General features: G+C 60.7%; 18 protein-coding genes. 6 read left to right on the top strand and 12 right to left on the bottom strand.

Translation table 11 applies throughout. The features are described from left to right. Nucleotides 1–102 precede the first annotated feature (102 nt). Genes ENE74_RS08800 through ENE74_RS08810 form a run of 3 tightly spaced genes read left to right on the top strand, consistent with a single transcriptional unit; the run spans nt 103 to nt 3,568 of the window. The gene (locus ENE74_RS08800) at nt 103–1,320 is read left to right on the top strand and encodes a mandelate racemase/muconate lactonizing enzyme family protein (protein ID WP_206517673.1); all 1,218 of its coding nucleotides are present in this window, start codon (nt 103–105) and stop codon (nt 1,318–1,320) included. Beyond that, entirely contained in the window at nt 1,317–2,054 is a 738-nt protein-coding gene (locus ENE74_RS08805) for a ribonuclease activity regulator RraA (protein WP_127690465.1), read from the top strand. Before ENE74_RS08800 ends, ENE74_RS08805 begins: the two co-directional genes overlap by 4 nt. 2 nt (nt 2,055–2,056) lie before the next feature. Next, nucleotides 2,057–3,568 (top strand): sialate O-acetylesterase, encoded by a 1,512-nt coding sequence (locus tag ENE74_RS08810; protein ID WP_127690466.1) that lies wholly within the window; start codon nt 2,057–2,059, stop codon nt 3,566–3,568. Here the strand turns inward: ENE74_RS08810 and ENE74_RS08815 are convergent. Continuing rightward, a complete protein-coding gene (locus ENE74_RS08815; protein WP_164847419.1) occupies nt 3,565–4,548 on the bottom strand; it encodes an SMP-30/gluconolactonase/LRE family protein in 984 nt (327 codons plus the stop codon). The genes ENE74_RS08810 and ENE74_RS08815 overlap by 4 nt on opposite strands. On the opposite strand from ENE74_RS08815, the gene ENE74_RS08820 reads away from it, so the two are divergent. Continuing rightward, entirely contained in the window at nt 4,547–6,034 is a 1,488-nt protein-coding gene (locus ENE74_RS08820; protein WP_127690468.1) for a GH39 family glycosyl hydrolase, read from the top strand. The two genes, ENE74_RS08815 and ENE74_RS08820, sit on opposite strands and share 2 nt — an antisense overlap. A 72-nt stretch (nt 6,035–6,106) precedes the next feature. On the opposite strand, the gene dld is transcribed toward ENE74_RS08820, so the two are convergent. From dld to ENE74_RS08875, 11 genes are all read right to left on the bottom strand, one after another. After that, complete coding sequence (dld, locus tag ENE74_RS08825; protein ID WP_127690469.1) at nt 6,107–7,852, bottom strand: D-lactate dehydrogenase; 1,746 nt, start codon at nt 7,850–7,852, stop codon at nt 6,107–6,109. Between the two features lie 122 nt (nt 7,853–7,974). Continuing rightward, nucleotides 7,975–8,835, bottom strand: a complete 861-nt coding sequence (locus ENE74_RS08830; RefSeq protein WP_241241897.1) for a sugar phosphate isomerase/epimerase family protein — start codon at nt 8,833–8,835, stop codon at nt 7,975–7,977. Nucleotides 8,836–8,865: 30 nt separating this feature from the next. Further along, on the bottom strand, nt 8,866–10,089 hold the full coding sequence (locus ENE74_RS08835) for a Gfo/Idh/MocA family protein (RefSeq protein WP_127690471.1): 1,224 nt from the start codon (nt 10,087–10,089) through the stop codon (nt 8,866–8,868). Further along, nucleotides 10,086–10,880, bottom strand: a complete 795-nt coding sequence (locus ENE74_RS08840; RefSeq protein WP_241241898.1) for a 3-keto-disaccharide hydrolase — start codon at nt 10,878–10,880, stop codon at nt 10,086–10,088. Before ENE74_RS08840 ends, ENE74_RS08835 begins: the two co-directional genes overlap by 4 nt. A 41-nt stretch (nt 10,881–10,921) precedes the next feature. Then, on the bottom strand, nt 10,922–11,830 hold the full coding sequence (locus tag ENE74_RS08845) for a hydroxypyruvate isomerase family protein (RefSeq protein WP_127690472.1): 909 nt from the start codon (nt 11,828–11,830) through the stop codon (nt 10,922–10,924). Continuing rightward, nucleotides 11,827–13,137, bottom strand: coding sequence for an MFS transporter (locus ENE74_RS08850; RefSeq protein ID WP_127690473.1), 1,311 nt, complete (start codon nt 13,135–13,137; stop codon nt 11,827–11,829). Before ENE74_RS08850 ends, ENE74_RS08845 begins: the two co-directional genes overlap by 4 nt. Nucleotides 13,138–13,192: 55 nt before the next feature. After that, nucleotides 13,193–14,236 carry a sugar phosphate isomerase/epimerase family protein gene (locus tag ENE74_RS08855; protein ID WP_127690474.1) on the bottom strand — a complete coding sequence of 348 codons (1,044 nt, stop codon included), beginning with the start codon at nt 14,234–14,236 and terminating at the stop codon, nt 13,193–13,195. Continuing rightward, entirely contained in the window at nt 14,233–15,162 is a 930-nt protein-coding gene (locus ENE74_RS08860; protein ID WP_127690475.1) for a TIM barrel protein, read from the bottom strand. Before ENE74_RS08860 ends, ENE74_RS08855 begins: the two co-directional genes overlap by 4 nt. A 22-nt stretch (nt 15,163–15,184) precedes the next feature. Continuing rightward, nucleotides 15,185–16,864 (bottom strand): GMC oxidoreductase, encoded by a 1,680-nt coding sequence (locus tag ENE74_RS08865; RefSeq protein WP_127690476.1) that lies wholly within the window; start codon nt 16,862–16,864, stop codon nt 15,185–15,187. Between the two features lie 50 nt (nt 16,865–16,914). Continuing rightward, a complete protein-coding gene (locus ENE74_RS08870; RefSeq protein WP_127690477.1) occupies nt 16,915–17,466 on the bottom strand; it encodes a gluconate 2-dehydrogenase subunit 3 family protein in 552 nt (183 codons plus the stop codon). A gap of 196 nt (nt 17,467–17,662) precedes the next feature. Then, complete coding sequence (locus ENE74_RS08875; RefSeq protein WP_127690478.1) at nt 17,663–18,460, bottom strand: NAD-dependent epimerase/dehydratase family protein; 798 nt, start codon at nt 18,458–18,460, stop codon at nt 17,663–17,665. A gap of 92 nt (nt 18,461–18,552) precedes the next feature. Here ENE74_RS08875 and ENE74_RS08880 point away from each other — a divergent pair, with 92 nt between their 5' ends. Further along, nucleotides 18,553–19,248 (top strand): FadR/GntR family transcriptional regulator, encoded by a 696-nt coding sequence (locus ENE74_RS08880; protein ID WP_127690479.1) that lies wholly within the window; start codon nt 18,553–18,555, stop codon nt 19,246–19,248. 288 nt (nt 19,249–19,536) lie between these two features. Continuing rightward, nucleotides 19,537–20,838, top strand: a complete 1,302-nt coding sequence (locus tag ENE74_RS08885; protein ID WP_164847420.1) for an MFS transporter — start codon at nt 19,537–19,539, stop codon at nt 20,836–20,838. The last annotated feature ends 52 nt before the right edge of the window (nt 20,839–20,890 follow it).

Here is a 20,890-nt window from a genome sequence, read left to right on the forward strand (position 1 = left end):
CATCATCCGCGACAGCTGTGCATCTCCCAAGCAGGATGCCATAAATCACCGCTTGATTGTCCCCGCAAAGATGTTAAAAGTTGTCATACACTTTGTGAGGGCATGATGAAAATCCGGTCGGTAACGCCTTATGTGATGCAGGCCGGCGCGCCGACGGAAACGAGCTGGTCGGCCAAGGGGATGAGCATGAGCGGCAGTCGCTGCTGGTGCTTTGTTCAGGTCGAGACCGACGACGGTCTTTGCGGCATCGGTGAGGGAAGCGGATGGCCGCTGGTCGTCGGTGCAGCTATTGCCGATCTGGGTCAGGTGCTGGTGGGTGAGGATGCCCGGAACATAGACCGCCTGTGGCACCGGATGTTCGTTGCACAGATGGGGCATGGACGGACGGGCGTGGTAGGCTCCGGCGCTATCGGGGCCATCGATATGGCGTTGTGGGATCTCAACGCCAAGGCGCTCGGCGTTCCGCTATGGCGCATGCTGGGTGGAAAATTCCGTGACCGCGTGCGCGCATATGTGCACGCCAGTTCGCTCGAAACCGCGCAAATCGCGGTTGCACAGGGCTTCACCGCCCTGAAGACTGGCAACATTGTCGATTGCGTCGAAAAAGTCGCGATGCTGCGTGGTGCTGTCGGCCCCGCAATCGATATCGCCGTCGACTTGCACGGCCCGCCCTGGCTGACCGCTGCGGATGCCATAGCGGCGGCGAAGGCGTTGGAGCCCTATGCGCTGATGTTTCTGGAAGAACCGGTGCCGCCGGAGGATGTCGATGGGTTGGCGCGTGTGCGGGCGGCTACGCACCTTCCACTGGCCGCAGGGGAGCGTCTTTCGCTGCTGTGGGGCTATCGCGATCTGATCGACCGGCAACTCGTCGACATCATACAGCCCGACATGGGGCGTGTCGGCGGCATAACGCAACTTCGCAAGATAGCGGCTTTGGCAGAGGCGCATTTCATTCAGGTGGCCCCGCATGCGGGGACATTGGGGCCCGTGGCCGAATATGCCGCGATCCACATGCTGGCCAGCATACCAAACGGGATGATCCATGAGCGTTTTCTGACGGACTGGCCAGGCCGGGAACAGGCGATCAGCCAGCCGTTGCTGTTGGAGGATGGCCATGTAGTGGTGCCGGATCGTCCAGGCTTGGGCGTCGAGTTGAACCATGATTTCATCGAGGCCCACCCGCCGCAGCGCAATGTCCAGGCAGGTGGCGGGCATTATCTCGGCTCCTATGCGCCGGGCACCGCAGAGGAGCGCCTATACGTCCAGCCGCGCCGGGCGCGCGCCGCACAATTTCAGATCGACAAGGGGAACAAGGCGTGAGGGACGATCCACTATCAGTGCCGGAGGCGACCATCGAAACGCTGCGAAACGCGGCCACATCGTCGCTTGCGACGCTTCTGCTGAAGCGCGGCCTGCGGAACCAGTATGTTCAGGGTGTCTCGCTGGTGGGGGACCGCACCAAGCGGATGGCCGGCCCCGCCTTTACCTTGCGCCACATCCCTGCGCGCGAAGATATCGACGTGGTCGAGGCTTTCCGCGATCCCAAGCATGCGCAGCGTGTGGCGGTGGAAACCGTCCCGCCGGGGCATATCCTGGTGATGGATTGTCGGCAGGATGCAAGCGCGGCATCGGGAGGCTCCATCTTGTTTACCCGACTGGAAGTCCGCGGCTGTGGCGGTGTAGTGACTGATGCGGGCCTGCGTGATTACGATACGATTGCGACGCTGAACCTGCCCTGCTTCGCCGCCAAGCCGAGCGCGCCGACCAACTTGTCCCGGCATCATGCGCTCGACATCAACGTGCCGATCGGTTGTGGCGGTGCCCCCGTTTATCCTGGCGACATCATAGTCGGCGACAGCGACGGCGTCGTCGTCATACCGGCGCATCTCGCGTCAGACATCGCTGCGGAGGTCGGCCCGATGGAGGCGTTCGAGCAGTTTGCGTTGGCGGAGGTGCGCGCTGGTGCATCTGTAATTGGAACTTATCCCCCCAACCCGGATACCGAGGCGCGCTATGTCGCCTATTGCGCGGGCAGCTACACGCCGGGCGGCTGACCATGCCACGGGTGCTGGCGGTGATGGCGATCTGGCCGTTGGCGACGATGGCCCATGCCAGCCCGGTATTGCCGCCCATCTGGTCCGATGGCGCAGTCGTGCAGGCGGATCGACCTATATTGCTCTGGGGGAAAGCCGCGCCGGGCGAGGCGCTGACGGTAACACTTGGTGAACGACGGGGCAGGGGTGTCGCCGATAAAGATGGTCGCTGGAAAATTGCCCTGGCACCATTGCCTGCACAAGCGACTGCCATGACACTCACGGTGACGAGTGCCGACGGCGTGCGGGCGGTGGCCAACGACATCGTGGTTGGCGAAGTATGGCTGGCTGCGGGGCAATCCAATATGGAGTTCCCGATCGAATATGCCGACGAGGGTTATGACGCCTTCATCGAGATCAACGCGCCGCAGATCCGTTTCTTCGTTGTGGAGAAGCATCAGTCGCTGACACCGCAAGAAGAAGCGCGGGGTGTCTGGGTGAAGCTGACGCCACGATCTGCGCCGAAGGTCAGCGCCGTCGGGTTCTTTTTCGCGCGTGAGTTGATGATGCGGACCGGACGGCCGGTTGGCGTAGTCCAGGCAAGCTACGGCGGAACCCCGATCGAAGCATGGACGCCCAGAGAGACAATTGAAGCGGGGGATTACGACTCCGATGCCAGATCGGCATGGCAGGATGCGCTTGATCGGGAGATCAAAGAGCGCCGCGACGCGGCGGCCCTGCTCAAGGCGCGATGGGAGGCCGCACTGCCGGGAATGCGCGGTGAGGAACTGATGGCCTTTTCGCCGGGTGAATGGCCAGCGCAGACCAGTACCGCGCGTATGGCGACGGTGCTCTACAACGGCATGCTTCATCCCCTATTGCCTTATGCGATGCGCGGCATGCTATGGTATCAAGGCGAGACGAACCGGCCTGATGGTGCGCGCTATCGCAGCAAACTTGCTGCTTTTCTCAATGCGCTGGACCAGCGATGGGGCGGGCATCGCCCCGTCGGGATCGTCCAGACTGCGCCTTATGCCTGGCCGGTTGGGGGCGATCCGCAGGATGTGCCGCTGCAATGGCAAGGGCAGGCGGAGGTAGCCGCCAGCCGCCCCAACACCGGGCTGATCCCTACGCTGGATATCGCCGACCGGCGGGATATCCATCCCCGCCGAAAGCGGTTCGTGGGGGAACGTCTGGCCTGGTGGGCGACAAATAGGGTGTATGGCCTTGACGCGCCTGCCTATACCGGCCCGATGCTGCGCAGTATATCCAGAGTGGATGTCGGCTATCGCATAACGTTCGATCATGCCAGTGGCCTGCGCAATCGTGCGGGCGGCGCGGCGGTAGCAATCGAACTCCAGGGCGTGGACGGCATCTGGCAGCCAGCGGAAGCGGCAGTCGATGGCGATGGCCTGATCGTCGATGATCGGACGGCACCCGGTGCGATCCGATATCAGTGGCGCCGCGATGCCCAGCCGGATCTGGTGAATGCGGCGGGCGTTCCGGCGTGGCCATTTCAGTCGAAGCTGCCCTAGCAGGTTTCATCAGCCGCTGATAACGAGAAGCCCGTTTTTAGCAGCGGCAACTTATGGCCCGCACAAGGCGCCGTCAGGGCAAAGGTCGCGCCAGCCAGTCCACCTGGATCGGGATTTGTCTGACGCTCTGCCATTGTCGTGACGAACAATGTTGCCAGCCCGGGTCCGCCAAAAGCGGGGCGTGTGGGGTTGTCGACGGGCAGAATGACCGTTCGCTCGCGCGTGCCGTCAGGCCGGAAGCGGTGCAGGCAGCCGCCGCCGACCGCCGCGCTCCAATAGCAACCCTCTGCATCGGTCGCTCCGCCATCGGGCCGTCCTGCCAGATCCGTGAAATCCACAAACACATGCGGGGCGCCAATCTGTCCTTCGGCATAAGCCGCTGTCCAGACGGTCTGCACTGATGTGTGGGAATCGGAGAAGTACAAGATTTTGCCATCGGGAGAAAAGGCCAGGCCGTTGACCGTCCAGAACCCCTCGGCAAGCCGTGTCCATGATCCGGCTGCCCATCGATAAAGGACGCCCGTGGGTTCTGCTCCCAGTGCGCTTTTCCGCATTGTCCCGATAATCAACGATCCGTCTGGCGCCACGGTCGCGTCGTTAAAACGATGCGTTTCGGGATGATCGCCAGGCGGCGCGATCTTCCGCCAATTCGCTAACCGAGGGTCACCCAGCAGCATGTGCGATTCAAGCGCAACCACGATCCCGCTGTCGGCGATGACGACCGCTGCGGCCATCTCCGGCATTTCGAAACGCTCTGCCCCGCCGCCGTCCGTATGACGCCAAAGCAGTCGGCCCCAAATGTCAACCGTAAACAGGCAATTGTCGCGGATTGACCACGCGGCAGACTCGCCCACGATCGAGCGAACATGGCTGATTGGGAGGGGGTGGGGGATGACGAATCTCCGACAGAAAACAGGTTGATTACCAAGCAGTAAATGATAGGCTGTATTACAAATATTATCAACTTGGGAGATTGTCATGAATATCAAAGCGGGCATGCTGTTGGCACTGGCGATGACGATATCCCATGCGGCCGATGCGCAGACAGCCGAGCAAAAGTTGACTCTGATAGGAGAGTTGGCCCCCAAGGACGCCAAGGATATCGCCGACAGCACATTCTCGATTGGTACGGAGACGATCGACCGGGATTTCAGTCGATATGATGCGTTCAAGGCCTATCTGGCGCCGCTGGGTGCCAAGCATGCCAGGCTGCAATCCGGCTGGGCACGGACGGACAAGGGAAGCGGTCGCTATGATTTCAAATGGCTCGATCCGATTGTTGATGACATGAATGCCAAAGGCGTCCGGCCATGGATCAGCCTTGGTTATGGCAATCCCGCCTATGAAGGCGGCGGGTCCGCCCAGCGCGATACCGATTTGCCAAAAGGCGTGGGGCGTGCCGCCTGGCTCAACTATGTCCGCGCGATCGTGACGCGCTACCGGGGCAAGGTCGACTATTGGGAGCTTTGGAACGAACCCGACCTGATCGCCTACAAATTCACGGCCGACGAATTCGCGGCATTTGCCGCCGAAACCGCCAAAGTGGTGCGCGCCGTTCAGCCCGACGCCACGATCAGCATCGCAGGCTTTGCGGGTAGCGGGTCACGCAAGGAGGGAGATTTCGTTCGCCAGGCGACGCGCAAATTTGTCGAACTGGGGGGGCGCGGCCTCGCCAATGTCGTCGGAATACACATCTACAATGCCCGGCCCGAAGGCGCCAACGCCGCCATGGACGCGTTGATCCCAGATGTGCGTGCGATCGACCCCGGGTTGACCTTGCGCCAGGGAGAGAGCGGTGCGCCATCCATAAACGCGCCGTTTTTTGCGCTGTCGAACATGTGGTGGACGGAGGAGGCGCAGGCCAAATGGGTATTGCGTCGAATGCTGAACGACGTTTCGCGCGGCATGTGGACATCGGTGTTCACGATCACCGACCTGCATTACTCCACGCAGGCCGAGCAGCAGGCAGGGTTCAACAGTTCAGCGGCGCGGAAGGCCTCCGCAATGGCATTCAATACGAAAGGCTTGCTTGAGACACGGCGTTATGACGGTACAGGCAAGAATGACGACAAGACAGTGGTGCGCCCCAAACAAGGCTATCGTGCGATGCAGGCGGTGACCTCTATCTTCGATGCGCGCCTGAAGCCTGCGACGGATGCAGTGTGCGCCGCATCGAACCCGGCGATTACCGTGGCACCCTTCCGCCGCGATGACGGTCAGGTGGCGATCGCCGCATGGCGCAGCACCGATCGGCCCGGAGAAAAGCCGTTGCACGAGGATGTCGATGTGCGCTGCACCGGCATCACTTTTACCGGGGAACCGGTCTATGCCGATCTGCTGACCAATATGGTATATCGGACAAAAGACATGGTCGGTGCGGACTCAGGTGCGCTGACGATAAAGGGGCTGCCCGTCTATGATGCGCCAGTACTGATAAGCGACACGGCATTGATCGATATGTGGTGACGGGGGCAAAGCGGCACGGTGCGGAAATGCAAGGGGCGCGTCTCGGCGCTTTCCTTGCCCGCACATATGGCGTTACGGCTCCCCCGCTTCGGCAGACGCGTAAAATGGCCGCTTCGATGCCTGACCGATACCTGGATTGAGCCGATTGCCAGGATCGAGACTGCGGTAGAAATCCGCCAGCGCCGGTTTGGCGGGATAGAGATGTCCGACATTATGTTCGGCGGGATATTCCGCACCGCGCGCGTCAAGCTGTTTCCACATGGCATGTTCGACAGCGACGGGATCATATTCCTTGCCGATCAGATAATCCTGATGAAAGACGTGGCAGAAGAAATGCCCGTAATAAAGGCGGTCAATGATCGTCTTTTCGATTTCCGGCGGCAGGGTTTCGAACCAGTTGCGATCGTCACGGCGCAGCGCGATGTCGAGGGCAACGATGTCCGCCACCGTATCGCTGTGTACGGCGCGATATCGAATGGCGGCGCCCGCTGCCACGAAGCGATGGAGAAACGCCGCCTCGGCTTCGGCCGCATCGCATGCGAACCAGTCACCCGTTGCCGTCGGAAAGATGCTTTCGAGCAACCGCCGTGCCTCATCGACGGTCGTGCCGGCACAGCGAATCATCAAATGATGGGCATAGGCGTCGCGCCATTGGCGCAGCCTTTTTGGCAGGTGGTCAGGGAGCCACCGCCCGATTCCCTGAAGCAGCCTTTCCTCGAAACCGGGTGACAGGCCCAATCGCTCGCCGAAGCGTGCCAGCCGGTCTTTGGCCCGGAACAACGCAGGCAAACGCTTGGTACCGAGCATGCGGATGGCCAAAAAACTGTCCTTGCCATAGCGATCGGCGATATCGAACGCGCCCCGGTGCATATACTCCGCCGAGACCGGCAAGTCTGTCAGTTCGGTCAGCATGACCCGGCGCAGTTCGGTCAGCTCCGCTGGCGCATTGGTCCCGACATAGAAGACGCGGCTGTCCTGCGCTTTGGGAAAGGTGTCGAGCCGGACTGCAAACACGACGACCTTGCCTGCGCAGCCTGAGGCTTCATGCAGTCGGCGGGGGTCGGCATTGTAGCGCGCAGGCGAAGGCGCATCGACGTCGCGCACCCAGCGGGCGTAATGGGGGTCGGAAGCGGCGCGGCCCGGCTCCGGCAGGCAATCGTCCGAAAAGGCGCCGCGTTCGAGCCTTTCGAGTATCTCTTCCGGCGTATCGCCCAGATCGATGCCCAGATGATTGACCAGCCGAACGGTCCCGTCTGCATCTATGCGTGCGTAAAGCGCATATTGCGTGAAGGCAGGGCCACGCTGGATCAACGACCCGCCTGAATTGTTGCACACGCCGCCCACGATGGATGCGCCGATACAGGATGATCCAATGACCGAATGCGGATCGCGGCCAAGCGGTGCGAGTTTGGCTTCAAGCCGATAGAGTGTTGCACCCGCGTGGCATACGACCTGCGCGCCGCCGCCCAGCAGATGGATCATATCCAGTTTCAAGGTGCTGATTACGACGACCGGGCGACCATAATCTTCGCCATGCGGTGTCGATCCGCCAGTCAACCCGGTATTGGCGGCTTGGACGATCATGGCGACATCATGCCGCACACAGGCGTTGACGACGCGCCACAACTCCACAAGGCGCGATGGAATGGCGACGGCCAAGGCAGGCCCTTCGCCAAAGCGATATCCCTTCACATAAGGCCGCATCGCTTGAGGCTTTGTCACCAGCCCCGCGCCAGACAGGATATCGGACAATTCGCGAATCAGTTCACGCCGATCCGAGTTAGTATCCAGACCATGTGCGGCGGACCTGTGCGGCATCAATTTATTCCTGAAACAATGCTGATAGCGCGCGGGAGCACGATAGGGACGGATTGTGCCTGAGGGTCTGTTCTGCGATCTGGACCGGGGAAGCGGCGCGTCGACCGTCCCCCTCCGCTATGTCACCCTCCAGCAAAACCAAGACGTTTCATGGTGTTGAAACTGAACTCCACGCTCGCGAAGGCATCGGGCTGATAGGGCAGCGCGGCAAAGTCGTTCTCTACGAACAGATGCCTGACGCCCGCTGCCGCGTTACGCGCAAAGATCGCCGCAAAGTCGACGACCCCCGCCCCTACACTGACCATCACGCCATCCCGTGTCCTGTCCTTGACATGATAGGCGACGATATCGCCCGCCAGCCGATCGATGATCGCGTCCGGATTTTCTCCGGCAGCGATGGTCCAGAACAGATCCAGTTCGATCTTGACCAGTTCCGGCTCCCGCTCGGCCACGAGAAGGTCGAACAGGCTGCGTCCGTCGTGCTTTTCCGTAAACTCGAAAGCGTGATTGTGATAGGCCAATTGAATACCCGCACGCTTTGCCTGAGCGCCGAAGCGATTCAGTCCGGCAACCAACATGCGCCAGCCATCCCGCGTGCGCATCGGCACATCGGCATAGGGGATGACGATCAGCGATACGCCCAGCGCACGCCCCCGTGCGATCACCTCAGTTGGCTGATCGATGATCTGCTGATAGGGGACATGCATCGACGATGCGATGATGCCGAGCCGGTCCTGAGTCTTGCGAAGCATCACGGGATCGAGGCGGTCATAGCCTGCACCGCCATATTCCACTTCGCCATATCCGATTTTTGCGACCCGTTCGAGCGTTGCCACCGGGTCTTTCTGAAAAGCGTCGCGGACGGTGTAGAGTTGCAGGCCGGCCGCTTTGATGGCGCCGCCGGACTGCGCCTGCGCGGGCGGCAGGATCGCCGCGGCTGTACCTAGCATGGCGGCACCAGTGATTGCCTGACGACGTGTCATATTCATCTCATCTCTCCCAGGATTTTTGCGTCATGGCGCACGACGTTGTGTATCGCGTTCAGCAAGCTGCTGACGCGCCCGTTGCTCTACTTCGGCGAGTTGTGTCCATTTTTCAGTGCTTCTGTGATTGGCAACAGCCGCCTGAACGAATGTCATCGTCCGGATGCCGTCGGCGATACCGGGAAACCATTCCGGCGTATCGATGGGCGGCGGTGTCGTGCCGCCGGATCGAACCGTCTGTGCAAAGCGACGATAGAGATTGGCGAACGCTTCGAGATAGCCCTCCGGATGTCCGGCGGGTACACGCTGGCGAGCGGTACTTGAAGGTCCAACCCCGGCCCCGCCGGTCCGCACAATTTCAAAAGGTCGATCAGGCCATCGAACGATCAGGCTGTTCGGTTCCATCTGGTGCCATTCCATGCCGCCACGGTCTCCGAATATACGGATGGTAAGATCATTCTCGACGCCGGTGGCGACCTGACTGGCGCGCAGCACGCCGGTCGCGCCGCCTTGCAGGCGCAACAGCGCGGATACGTCGTCATCCAGCCTACGCCCCGGGACATGAATGTTGAGGTCCGCGCTGACCGCTTCGACCGTGAGGCCCGAGATATGTTCCGCCAGTTGAAAGGCATGGGTGCCGATATCGCCCAGGCAACCCCCTAAACCCGCGCGGGCCGGGTCGGTACGCCAGTCGGCCTGTTTGTGCCCGTCAGCGTCGATCGCCTCACTCAGCCACCCTTGAATATAGGCAACCTCCACCAGGCGAATGCGGCCCAGTTCTCCGCTGGCAATGCGCGCGCGGGCTTCGGCCACCATGGGATAGCCGCTGTAGGTGAAGGCGAGGCCATAGAGCCTGTTCGTTCGGACGACGGCGGCCTCGATCTCCAGTGCCTCGGTCAGGTCGAGCGCCATCGGCTTCTCCGACAGCACGTGAAATCCGGCATCAAGAGCGGCCACGGCGGTCGGCTTGTGCAAATGGTTGGGCGTGACGATGACTACGGCTTCCATCCGCTCGTCGGGTGGAAGCTGATTTTCGCCCGCCAGCATCGCTTCGACGGAGGCATAGGCCCGGCCAGCGCCGATGCGCAGCGAATCGGCACTGCGCCGGTTGCGGTCACCATCGCTGCTGAACGCGCCGCAAACCAGTTCCCAGTCGCCGTCCATCGCCGCCGCGATACGATGCACCGCACCGATGAATGCGCCTTCGCCGCCGCCCGCCATGCCGTAGCGAAGTTTTGCCGGGCGAGACGTCATTCGGCTTCCTCCAGTGCAAGCGGGCGCACCCAGATGTTGCGGAACGATACGGGTGAGTCATGATCCTGCAACTGGATGGGTGCCGCATCGCCATGCGGAACATAGGTCGCGACCTTTCGCCAAACGGTAGCGCCGAGCATGCGCTGGCGATTTTGGACCAGCACACCGTTGAGAAAAACGGTCACATAGGCGGGGCGAACCAGCGTGCCATCGGCCCCGAAACGTGGCCGCTCGAACACTATGTCATAGCTTTGCCATTCGCCGGGTGGCCGCGCTGCGTTCACCAGAGGCGGCTTCCACCCGTAAATCGCGCCGACCGTGCCATCGGCATAAGTCGGATTGCGATAGCCATCCAGAATCTGCACTTCATAACGCTGCATGAACCAGATCCCGCTGTTGCCCCGGTCCTGCGAGCTTTTTTCCGGCGGGTTCGGCGACCGGAACTCAAGATGCAACTGCACGTCGCCAAATGCCTGTTTGCTGACGAGGGTGCTTTCTCGTCCCCCGGCCGTCCGTGCCGGAACGGAAAATGCGCCATCGGCAATGGGCCAGGGCGCACCCGTCGCCGTCCAGGCATCAAGCGATCGGCCGTCGAACAATATCGTGGCGTCCGATGGCGCAGCGGCGACTGTTCCCGGCGTCACTACCGGCGGCGCGGGGCGATCGGCATCATGGACACGCCATTTGCCGTCGGGCAGGATCGGCGTGTCGCAAAAACCTGGCTTTTCCTGCGCGGCGACGGCGCTGCTGATTACGGTCAGCGTTACCATTGCAATTGTCCAGCGCGCCACCCTTGTCTCCTTCATCGGCCTGCTGTTCCGGTCGTCAGACATCATATCGGGTTTATCGCGCGATAGGCGGCGATCAGCCTGTCCTCACCCGCGCGACCGCCCGCCGAGTTGCCATGCTCCATCCCGATCACTCCGGCAAAGCCCTTTTCTTTCAGCCATTTGCAGATGATCGCATAGTTGATTTCGCCGGTGCCGGGTTCCTTGCGACCGGGATTGTCGCCGAATTGCAGATAGGCAATCTCGTCCCAGCATTGATCGAGCGTCGGGATCAGGTTCCCGGACTGGATCTGCTCGTGATACAGGTCCGCCAGTATCTTGACCGACGGGTCGTTGACCGCGACAGCCAGCGCATAGCCCTGGGCAATGGTCTGCAGGAATACGCGGGGGTGATTGGTACGGGTATTGAGTGGTTCCATAACCATGACGATACCATGCGGCGCCATGATATCGGCGGCACGGCGCAGCACGTCGATGATGCGGGCTTGCTGGATATCGACAGGCAGGCGGGGATCGAGGAAACCCGGCACCACCGTCGTCCATCTGGCGTTCAATCGCTTCGCGACATCGACAGCCGCGCGTATATCGGTGAGAAAGGCGTCACGTGCGCTATCGTCATCGCCGCCCAGAACGGGCTGGAACTCCTTCCAGCGTGGCATTGAAGCGACGAAAACACCCATGGTCATCCCATGCTGCGAAAGCGCACGGGCCATGGCCTCCTGCTCGGCGACAGAGCGGCGCGCCGCCTCATTGTCCTCCCATGCCCTGAACCCCTGCTCAGCCGCATAGGCAATCTGCTCGAGGACTGTGCCGCGGCTGGCAAAGCTGCCCTGATGGGGCGCGAAGTCTAGCGCAAAACCGTCGGCTGGAGACGCCGCGGCGGATTCCGATATCGCCATTCCGGCGATAGCGCCCACGCCCGCAGCCAGAATAGTACGTCTGCCGACTCTCATCCCGCTTCGCCTGCCAGTTGCGCGCGGGTCTTGCCGCGTTCACGCAGCACGATCAGCCCGAACACCGCCAGCAGCACCGCAGGCAACACGGCCAATCGTACGAAGGAGAGCGACGCGGCTGCATCTTCCACGGCCAGCCTTGCCGCACCGGTTAACCGGGCGAACGCCTCCGGACCACCGGCAAATTCGATTTTCGCCTCATCATACATTGTCCCCAGATAGGGCAGGACAATGTAACTTGAGAGAGCGCCCGCCGACCCGAGCAGACCCATCGCCCAACCGCCGCCGCGCGGATAGCGTTCCGCAACCGAGGCGATCATCGTCGGCCACATCACGCAGACGCCAAGACCCCAGACTGTCGAAGCGGCGATCGCCGCGGCAGGAGACTGGGCGCGAGACAGCATGAAGAGACCGGCCATGGCGAGCAGGCTGGACAACCAGAGTAGGCCAGGATTGGAAATGCGGTTGGCCAGTCGTCCGGCGAAGTGGCGAAACACGAACATCAGCGCATTGACGTAGACCAGCAGGAGTATTCCGCGCATGCCCACGCGATTGGTGAGGGCGACGTCGATCCATTGGCCCGGCGCCAGTTCCGACGCGGCGGTCAGGAACATTGCGGCAAACCATATGAAGAAACTGGGGCGACGAAACACCTCGCTCAGCATGGCGCCGAAGCTGACCCCGGTCGTCGCGTTCAGGGGAGGGGGGAAGCGGGTGGTTGCTGCGATCGCGATCACGGCGAGGGCGGGGGCAATCACAAGTGCCATGATCCCTTGCCAGGGCAGGATTTCAGAGAGAAAGAAACCGGTCAACCCTCCGATGATGATGCCGCCTGGGAACCAGGCATGCAGCACGTTGAGCCGATGCGTCGCATCCTGCGGATATAGTTGCGCCGTCAGCGGGTTGATCGACGCTTCCGCAAGACCCCAGCCGATGCCGCTGAGCAGCATGCCACCCCATACCACCGCATAGATGCCGGAGCCGCTGGTAACGGTGCCAGCCAGGACGATGGCAAGCGTTCCCGCCACGAAGCACGATCCGCTCCCCAGCAACATCCGCCGCATGCCGATCTGGTCCAGCAGGGCGCTGGTCACCAGCAACGTTATCGCAAAGCCGAGAAACGCCGCGCCCAATGCCCCCGCGATCAACTGGCCCGCCTGGAGAGGGGCCACGGGATCGATCCACTCTGCCTTCAGGCTGCTCGCAATAGCGCCGCGAAGCGCCAGGCTGGCCGCGGCGGTGAAAAGCGCGAGGACGCTCAACCAGAACAATCGCGCCCGGTCATAGGCTGGGGTGGCGTTGGTCATGTTCTTTTCTGCATTCCTTCTGACTGACGGCATATCCGGCCGGCTGACGGCCGGTTCAATCGAGACCGAGCAGCTTGCGGTTGACCGCCGGATCACTGCCGCTGGCGAAATCGTCGAACGCGCGTGCCGGTGGCCGGATCATATGCGCTGCTATGAAAGGCGCGCCTTCCCGTGCCCCATCCTCGGGATGTTTTAGGCAGCATTCCCATTCGAGCACTGCCCAGCCGGAATAGCCATATTGCGTCAGGCGCGAGAAAATGCCTTTGAAATCGACTTGACCGTCACCCAGCGACCGGAAGCGGCCGGGCCGGTCAACCCAGTTTTGAAATCCGCCATATACGCCCGATCGTCCCGTGGGGTTCAACTCGGCATCCTTGACGTGAAACATGCGAATGCGGTCATGATAGATGTCGATGAATTGCAGATAGTCCAAAGCCTGCAATACATAATGGCTGGGATCATAGAGGATGGTCGCGCGCGGATGGTTATCGACTCCGGCGAGGAATCTTTCGAACGTGACGCCGTCGTGCAAATCCTCGCCCGGATGAATTTCGTAAGCGAGGTCAACGCCCTGATCGTCGAACGCATCCAGGATCGGCCGCCAGCGGCGCGCCAGTTCGCCAAAGGCTTCCTCGACCAGTCCGGCAGGACGTTGCGGCCATGGATAGAGATAGGGCCAGGCTAGCGCACCGGAAAAGGTAGCATGCGCCTGAAGGCCAAGACGGCGGCTGGCACGCGCGGCAAGATGCAGCTGTTCCACCGCCCATTGCTGCCGCGCGGCCGGATTGCCGCGCACAGCCATCGGTGCAAAGCCGTCGAATGCCGTATCATAGGCCGGATGGACCGCGACCAGTTGCCCTTGCAGATGCGTGGACAATTCCGTCACCTCGACACCTGCCTCACGACAGACGCCGACTACTTCATCACAGTAATCTTGGCTGGCGGCCGCTGTCGCCAGGTCGAAGCAGCGGCTGTCCCATGTCGGTATCTGCACGCCCAGATAGCCTGCGTCGGCCATCCACTTCGCTGCGGAGGCCAGTGTGTCGAAGGGCGCTTCATCGGACATGAATTGCGCAAGGAAGATCGCAGGCCCCTTCATTTGCGCACTTCCGTCCGCGCCGTCGAGCGATCGAGCCGCATGGCCAGCGTCTCCAATTCCTCACGCAAAGTGTCGTCGGGCTTCCCCTTGGTCGGGAAAAACTCCAGCCCGATGGGACCGGCATAGCCCGCTTCCCGAACTGCGCCGAGAACGCGGCCGAAATCCACCTCGCCCGTCCCCGGTTCGTTGCGTCCCGGCGAGTCCCCGATCTGTACATAGGCGATCTGATCGATCCCCTTGCGAAACCGGTCGATCAGATCGCCCTCCGCCCGCTGCATGTGAAACAGATCCCAGTTGATCTTGAGCGCCGGGCTGCCGATGGCGCGCATGATGTTGAGGGCATCTTCCGATCCATAGAGAAAGAAGCCCAAGTGATCGCGTGGATTGAAAGGCTCGACAATCAATGTGACGCCAGCCTGTTGCGCCAGCGGGGCGGCGATGGCCAGCCGTTCCCTGTAGCGATCGAGCGCGGTTGCCCGGTCAACCCCCTCGATCGCCTGATGGCCGACCACCGTCGTCATCCGCGAATCAAGGATCGTGCCCAGGTCCAAGGTCCGGCGTACATCGTTAAGGTACTGAGCCTGGGAAAGACCGGGATCGGCCAGCCTTTTGGCGGTAGCGGTATACTGAACGATAGCCAGTCCTGCGTCCCGGCACTGACGGGCAATCGCCTTGGCATCCCGCTCAGGAGCGTCCACGCCCCAGATTTCGATTTTATCGAAGCCCAGGGCAGCCGCTCTGTCGATCCGCCGCTCTAGAGGCTGGTCTTTCCACCAGGTATCGACATTCACCGCCCACGGCGACAGGGCGGAGCGGGCAGGGGAGGCCGCAGTCGCCGACGCAGGCAACATCGTGCCGATCGCCATGCCACCGGCCATGCCAAGGGCACGGCGACGATCGACGTTCGGCAAAGGAAAGTTCGTCATGCGCTCGTTGTGCCCTTGATTGTCAGATTGCGCCTGCTTTCAGGGCTTTAACTGCATGATCGGATGCACGTGCCGATAGCGCCATGAAAGTCAGCGACGGATTGACGCATGAAATCGACGCCATCTGCGCGCCATCGACGACATAGACGTTCTGCGCATCATGCAATCGGCTGTATTTGTCGACCACGGACTGACGCGGATCGGCTCCCATGCGGGCGCCGCCCATTTCGTGAATGCAGTCGCCCGGCACATGCTCTCTTGCATAGGACGATATGTTGACCAGGCCGGCCCCGCGCAGCATTGCTTCAGCTTCCTTGCGCGCATCGGCCATCATTTTCAGTTCATTGTCGCGGAACGTTACGTTGAACTTCGCCAATGGCACACCAAACCTGTCCTTCTTGTCAGGATGAAGCGTGATACGATTATCCTCATAGGGCAGGCATTCGCCCCATGCCCCGATGTTCATGCGCCATGGGCCATATTCGCGCATCTTGTGCTTCATGTCCGCGCCAAATCCATCGGCGACGACGGGCTCTCGCCGCGCACTGCCCTGATAGCCGTATCCGCGAGTGAATCCGGGCTGATCTTCATCATCAAGATTGCGGAAGCGCGGAATGTAAATGCCGCCGGGGCGACGGCCATATTCGATCAGATCGCCATGGGCGGGAACGTCACCGGTCGCGCCGACGCGGAAAATATGGTCCATCACATAGCCGCCCAAGGTTCCGCTGCTATCGAAATGGCTGCGGTCGGCACCGTCGGGACGCGAATTGAGCAGGATCTGCACTGTGCCGATCGTTGATGCCCCCAGCATGATAAGCCGGGCCGTCACTTCCTCTGCTTTGCCTGTCCGCGTATCGATCAATCGAACCCCTGTGGCGCGTTTGCGCTGGCGGTCGTAAATCAGATTGGTAACTGCAACATCCGAACGAAGCGTCAGCCTCCCGGTGGCTTGCGCTGCCGGTAACGTCACGGCCTGGCTGGAGAAATACGCGCCGAACGAGCAACCTCGGCTGCACTGATTGCGAAACTGACATTTCGAACGACCCTGATCCGGCTTGTCCTCGGTCATGTTCGACAGGCGGGTGTGAATGAGCTTGCGACCGGGGAATTGCTTCTCCAGCCGTTCCTTGACCCAGGATTCTGCGACATTCATCGGCATCGGTGGCTGGAAATCGCTGTCGGGTAGATGAGGCAGGTTTTCGCGGGAACCGGAAATACCGGCATAGCGCTCAACATAGCTATACCACGGTACGAGGTCATCATATCGGATCGGCCAATCGATGCCGTAGCCGTCGCGTTTGTTCGCTTCAAAATCCAGCGGCGAGAAGCGGAACGACCAGCGCCCCCATATGAGCGACTTGCCACCGACGGCACCTGGACGAATCCAGTAGAACTTCTGCCCCTCATCATAAGCGTAGGGATTGAGCCGGTCGTTGTTGTAATGTTTCTTGGTGGCGGGCGTCACATAGCCATGCTGTGATATGAAATAGTCCTGATCACGCTCGTTAACCGGCATCTTGTCGCGGGCCGGTATTTCGAACGGGGGCTTGCCCTCGTAATCATAGCTGCCATGTTCGACCATGACACCGCGATCGAGCAACAGCACGTTAAGCCCTTTTTCGGTGAGTTCCTTGGCCGCCCAGCCGCCGCTGACCCCCGACCCCACCACGATTGCATCAAATCGATCCGTTGTTGCCATTCTGCCTGTCCAATTCCGCCGAAAGCTGTATGCGCTGCGTTGTCGATGCCTTAGCCGACCATGATCCGACCGACCTTTGCATAGGGGTATCCGCCATCGTAGGTGCCGGGCACCGGCAGATATACGCGCTCGACGGTGACGCCGATTTCCGATGTGTAATAGCCGAAGAGCACCATCTGCTTCAGTGCGGGAAAGAAAGCTGGGTCGCAAATCTGCCCGTTCATGGCCCGCGTGAGCAGCGCGTCAAGCTGTTCACCGCTCAGTGCCTGCCCCGGCATGGCATGATCCGCGCGCGCCTGCGCATCGATGGCGTCCAGTCCGGCGACAACGAGTTGTTTGTCACTGTCCGCCGCCCATTGGAAAAGCAATTGCTCGATATAATCCGGAACAGCCGCAGCCTTGGCGCCTGGCGTGTCGGTCGTGGGCATGATCCGTTCGCTAACTTCGGCAAGAAGTGCCCGTTGTTCGGCAGAAAACAGCCGTTCAGCGGGTGGTTTATGAGAGATTGTCGCGCCTGCGGCCTCAGCCCGTGCAAGCGGCGCGAACAGCGACGCCCCGAATGAAGCGGCCAAGCCGCCAAGCACCAAACGCCGATCAATCATCCCACACTCCCGCTGATATCTCTAGCTTGCTCTGGAAATCGATGGCAGTCAACAAACGACGAAACGCCATTTGTCAAATACTGACAACTCGGCCGACATTATATCGGTAAAACGCCCTCGATCCATATTCCTCTGACACCCAACTGTTCACACAAACTTTCCGTTGGGATTCCACCGGGCCGCGCAGTGCCCAAAGCTATTTCAAATCCAGCGACCGGGCAAGGTCGGACAGGGCGAACGCACCGCCTAGCAGCGGCCACTCGGATACGCCTGCGATTGGCGCGTTCGGGTTTTCGATGAGGTGTGCAAACTGTTCTGCGTCATCTTCGGGTTCATAGCCTAATCGTTGCCATGCCGTGCCGACCACTCTGGCGCGGCTGTTCCTGGAAAGGCCCCAGGCTGTCGAAAACCCGTCGATATTGCTACATAAGGCCGCCTTGAAAAGACGCACCGTATCGGCCGGACTGATCCAGGTCGCCAGTTCCCGCACATTGCTGGGCTGATGCCTGAAGCTGCAAATGCGCAACGCAACCGCGCCAAAGCCATATTGCTGAGATGCATAGCGAAGAATGATTTCAGTCGCCGCCTTGGTGACGCCATATGGGCTGTCGGGGTGATAGGCGGCATCATCCGTAAAAGGCGCATCGGCGGGCAGAAAGCCCACGACATGAATCGAACTGGCAAACAGGAACCGCCGTATACCGGCTTCTCCCGCTGCGACGATAAGGCGCCGGGATGCGCGCAGATTGTCGGCTTCGACAATGTCCCAGTCTCTTGAATTGGGATGTCCGGCCAGATGAATGATCGCATCGACATCCGCGCATAACGCTCCAAGCGCGTCCTCCGCGAGATTGCAGATGACGATTGACTCTGCAAAGGCATGGTCATGGGGAGCAACGATGTCGGTCAGCCGCAGGTCGAAATCATCATGCAGTCCGGCGCTCAATGTCCGACCGATCCTGCCTGCCGCGCCAGTAATCAACACGCGCATCATCGATGTCCTTGGTTGTCGTTGATCGCCCGATCGAGAGTTGTCAGGCAAGCGCCATTTACAGTACGCACGCCAGACGTTAACTGGGAAGAGACATGAATCAGACTGACGCCAGCTCGGTAAAACTCGGCGATCTCGTCTACGCCAAGATAGCGGGCCGTATCCGGTCGGGTGAATATGCCGTCGATACCCGCATGCCGACCGAGAAAGAGTTTTCCGAAATGCTCGGCGTTTCCCGACCTGTCGTCCGGGAAGCACTTGCGCGGTTGCGCGATGCAGGTGTGGTTGTTTCCCGACGCGGATCGGGGACCTACGTCCAGCGCAAGCCGGAAGTCAGAGGCGAGGCACCTTTGACTTCCATTGCCGATATGCGGCGTTGCCTGGAGTTTCGCATCAGTTTCGAGGGCGAAGCGGCTTACCACGCCGCCTTGGGGGTTCCGGAGGATCGTCACGACCTGATTGCCGCGATCACCCGCCTGCAACGGGATTCCGAAGAATTGCGGATGGACACCGAGGATGACTTTGCCTTTCATCTTGCGGTCGCCAAGGCATCCGGCAACCGGTTTTTTGTCGGTACGCTTGAGAAGCTGAGGGAAAGCGTCATAACCGCGATGGGCATCACGCCCAGTTTCATGGCGGTGCGGACACCCGATCGGTTGGCGATGCTGCATGCCGAGCATGTTGCGGTCTATGATGCCATCATGGCCAACGCACCGGATTCGGCGCGGGAGGCGATGCGGACGCATCTGAAAAATGCCATGCAGCGGGTCTTTGAAGGCGTTGCTGCCTAGCGCGTTGCGGTGATTGCCAACACCGGTGCGTATCTGACGTCGCTTTGAGGAATTAGTCTCAAGCGTCATTTTTCCGTCCTTTGATTTGGTCGATACCCGTTCCATCACCACCAATACGCCTTTCCCGGCCGATCCAGCAGGGCCGCACAGAAATGATTTGATTTGTCGGTCATATCGCTTAATTTGTAATACCTAATGTTCGAAATGACAAGCTGGGGACACCATGACCGCACGCCGACCAACGGTGCCTGCGCAAGCCGCTAAGCGCATTCGGCAGGGCAGATGCCGGTGACAGGCAAGGCAGGCAAATCCCCGAGCGAAAGCGGGTTGGCAGGCGCGACCGCGTTGCGCACCATTCCGCTTGGCGCATGGTGGGTCCTGGCATTGATGACGGTGGATTATGCGCTCGGCATGATCGATCGAAATGCCGTGTCAGTGCTCAAGACAACGCTGAAGGGGGAGTTTGGCGTCGGAGATGCCGAATATTCCCTGCTGGTGACAGCGTTCATGGTGCCTTATGCCATCTTCTACATCATCTGCGGCAGGATCGTCGATCGATGGGGCAGTCGTGGTCCGCTGACGGTCTTTGTCGTGATATGGTCGCTCGCTACCCTGGGGGCAGGCCTCTCCCGGAGCTTTTATGAACTTGTCGCGTGGAGAGCCGTGCTGGGTGCCGCGGAAGCGGGGCTGCTGCCCGCGACGATTTTTGCCCTCGTCAACTGGTTCCCGCGGGACCGGCTCGCGACGGTCTATGCGATCAAAAATCCGCTCCAGACGATGGGAGCCATTATTTCTCCGCCCCTTATTGCCGGCCTGGCGATCGCTTATGGCTGGCGCGCAAGCTTTGTGGTGCCAGGCGTTGCGGGATTACTGTTTGCCATTTTGTGGTGGTTTGCCGACCGGAACCCGCCGCAATATCGGTCCAGCGGCGCTGAACCTGCAAATACGCAACGCAAGGTGGGTTTCGTTGCGCTTCTGAAAAATCCGATGCTTTGGGGTGTGCTGCTCGCGCGCGTCATCAGTGATCCTGTGTGGTTCTTTTTCCAATATTGGCAGGCCGGCTATTTGCAGGAGCGCATGAACCTCTCCCTCGCTGACGTCGGCAAGCTGCTGTGGATACCGCCGCTTCTGTCGGTGATGCTGACTTTCGTGGTCGCTGCCATATCCGACCGCCTGATTGCCCGGGGCTGGACGCCCGCGCGCAGTCGAATACGGATCATGCAGGCGACGACGATCCTCGCCCCGCTGATTTTCGTGATTCCCTTTGTGAACAATGTGTGGATCGTCATCGGCCTGTTCGCGACCACCTATTTCATGGCATTCACCTGGCTGGCGATGTCGAATATTCTGATGGCGGACCTGTTCCCAAAAAATCAGGTTGGCTCTGCGGTCGGGATCATAAGCTTCTTCGGCACGATCGGTGCGGCCGCGTTCAACGCGGGGGTCGGCGCATTCATCGAGGCATTCGGTTACGTGCCCGTGTTCGCCACCCTGGCCCTGCTCCACCCAACGGCCCTTGTCATCATGCAGCATTTTTATGGAAAGCGCCTTCTCGCATCAAATCCCTCGCAATTGCCTAATCAATATTGACAACTATCAACAGTTGTAAGACAATAGCGGCGAGCTAGCTGAACTGGCCTGC

It is taken from the genome of Sphingobium algorifonticola, from assembly GCF_004005485.1.
Lineage (GTDB): Bacteria > Pseudomonadota > Alphaproteobacteria > Sphingomonadales > Sphingomonadaceae > Sphingobium > Sphingobium algorifonticola.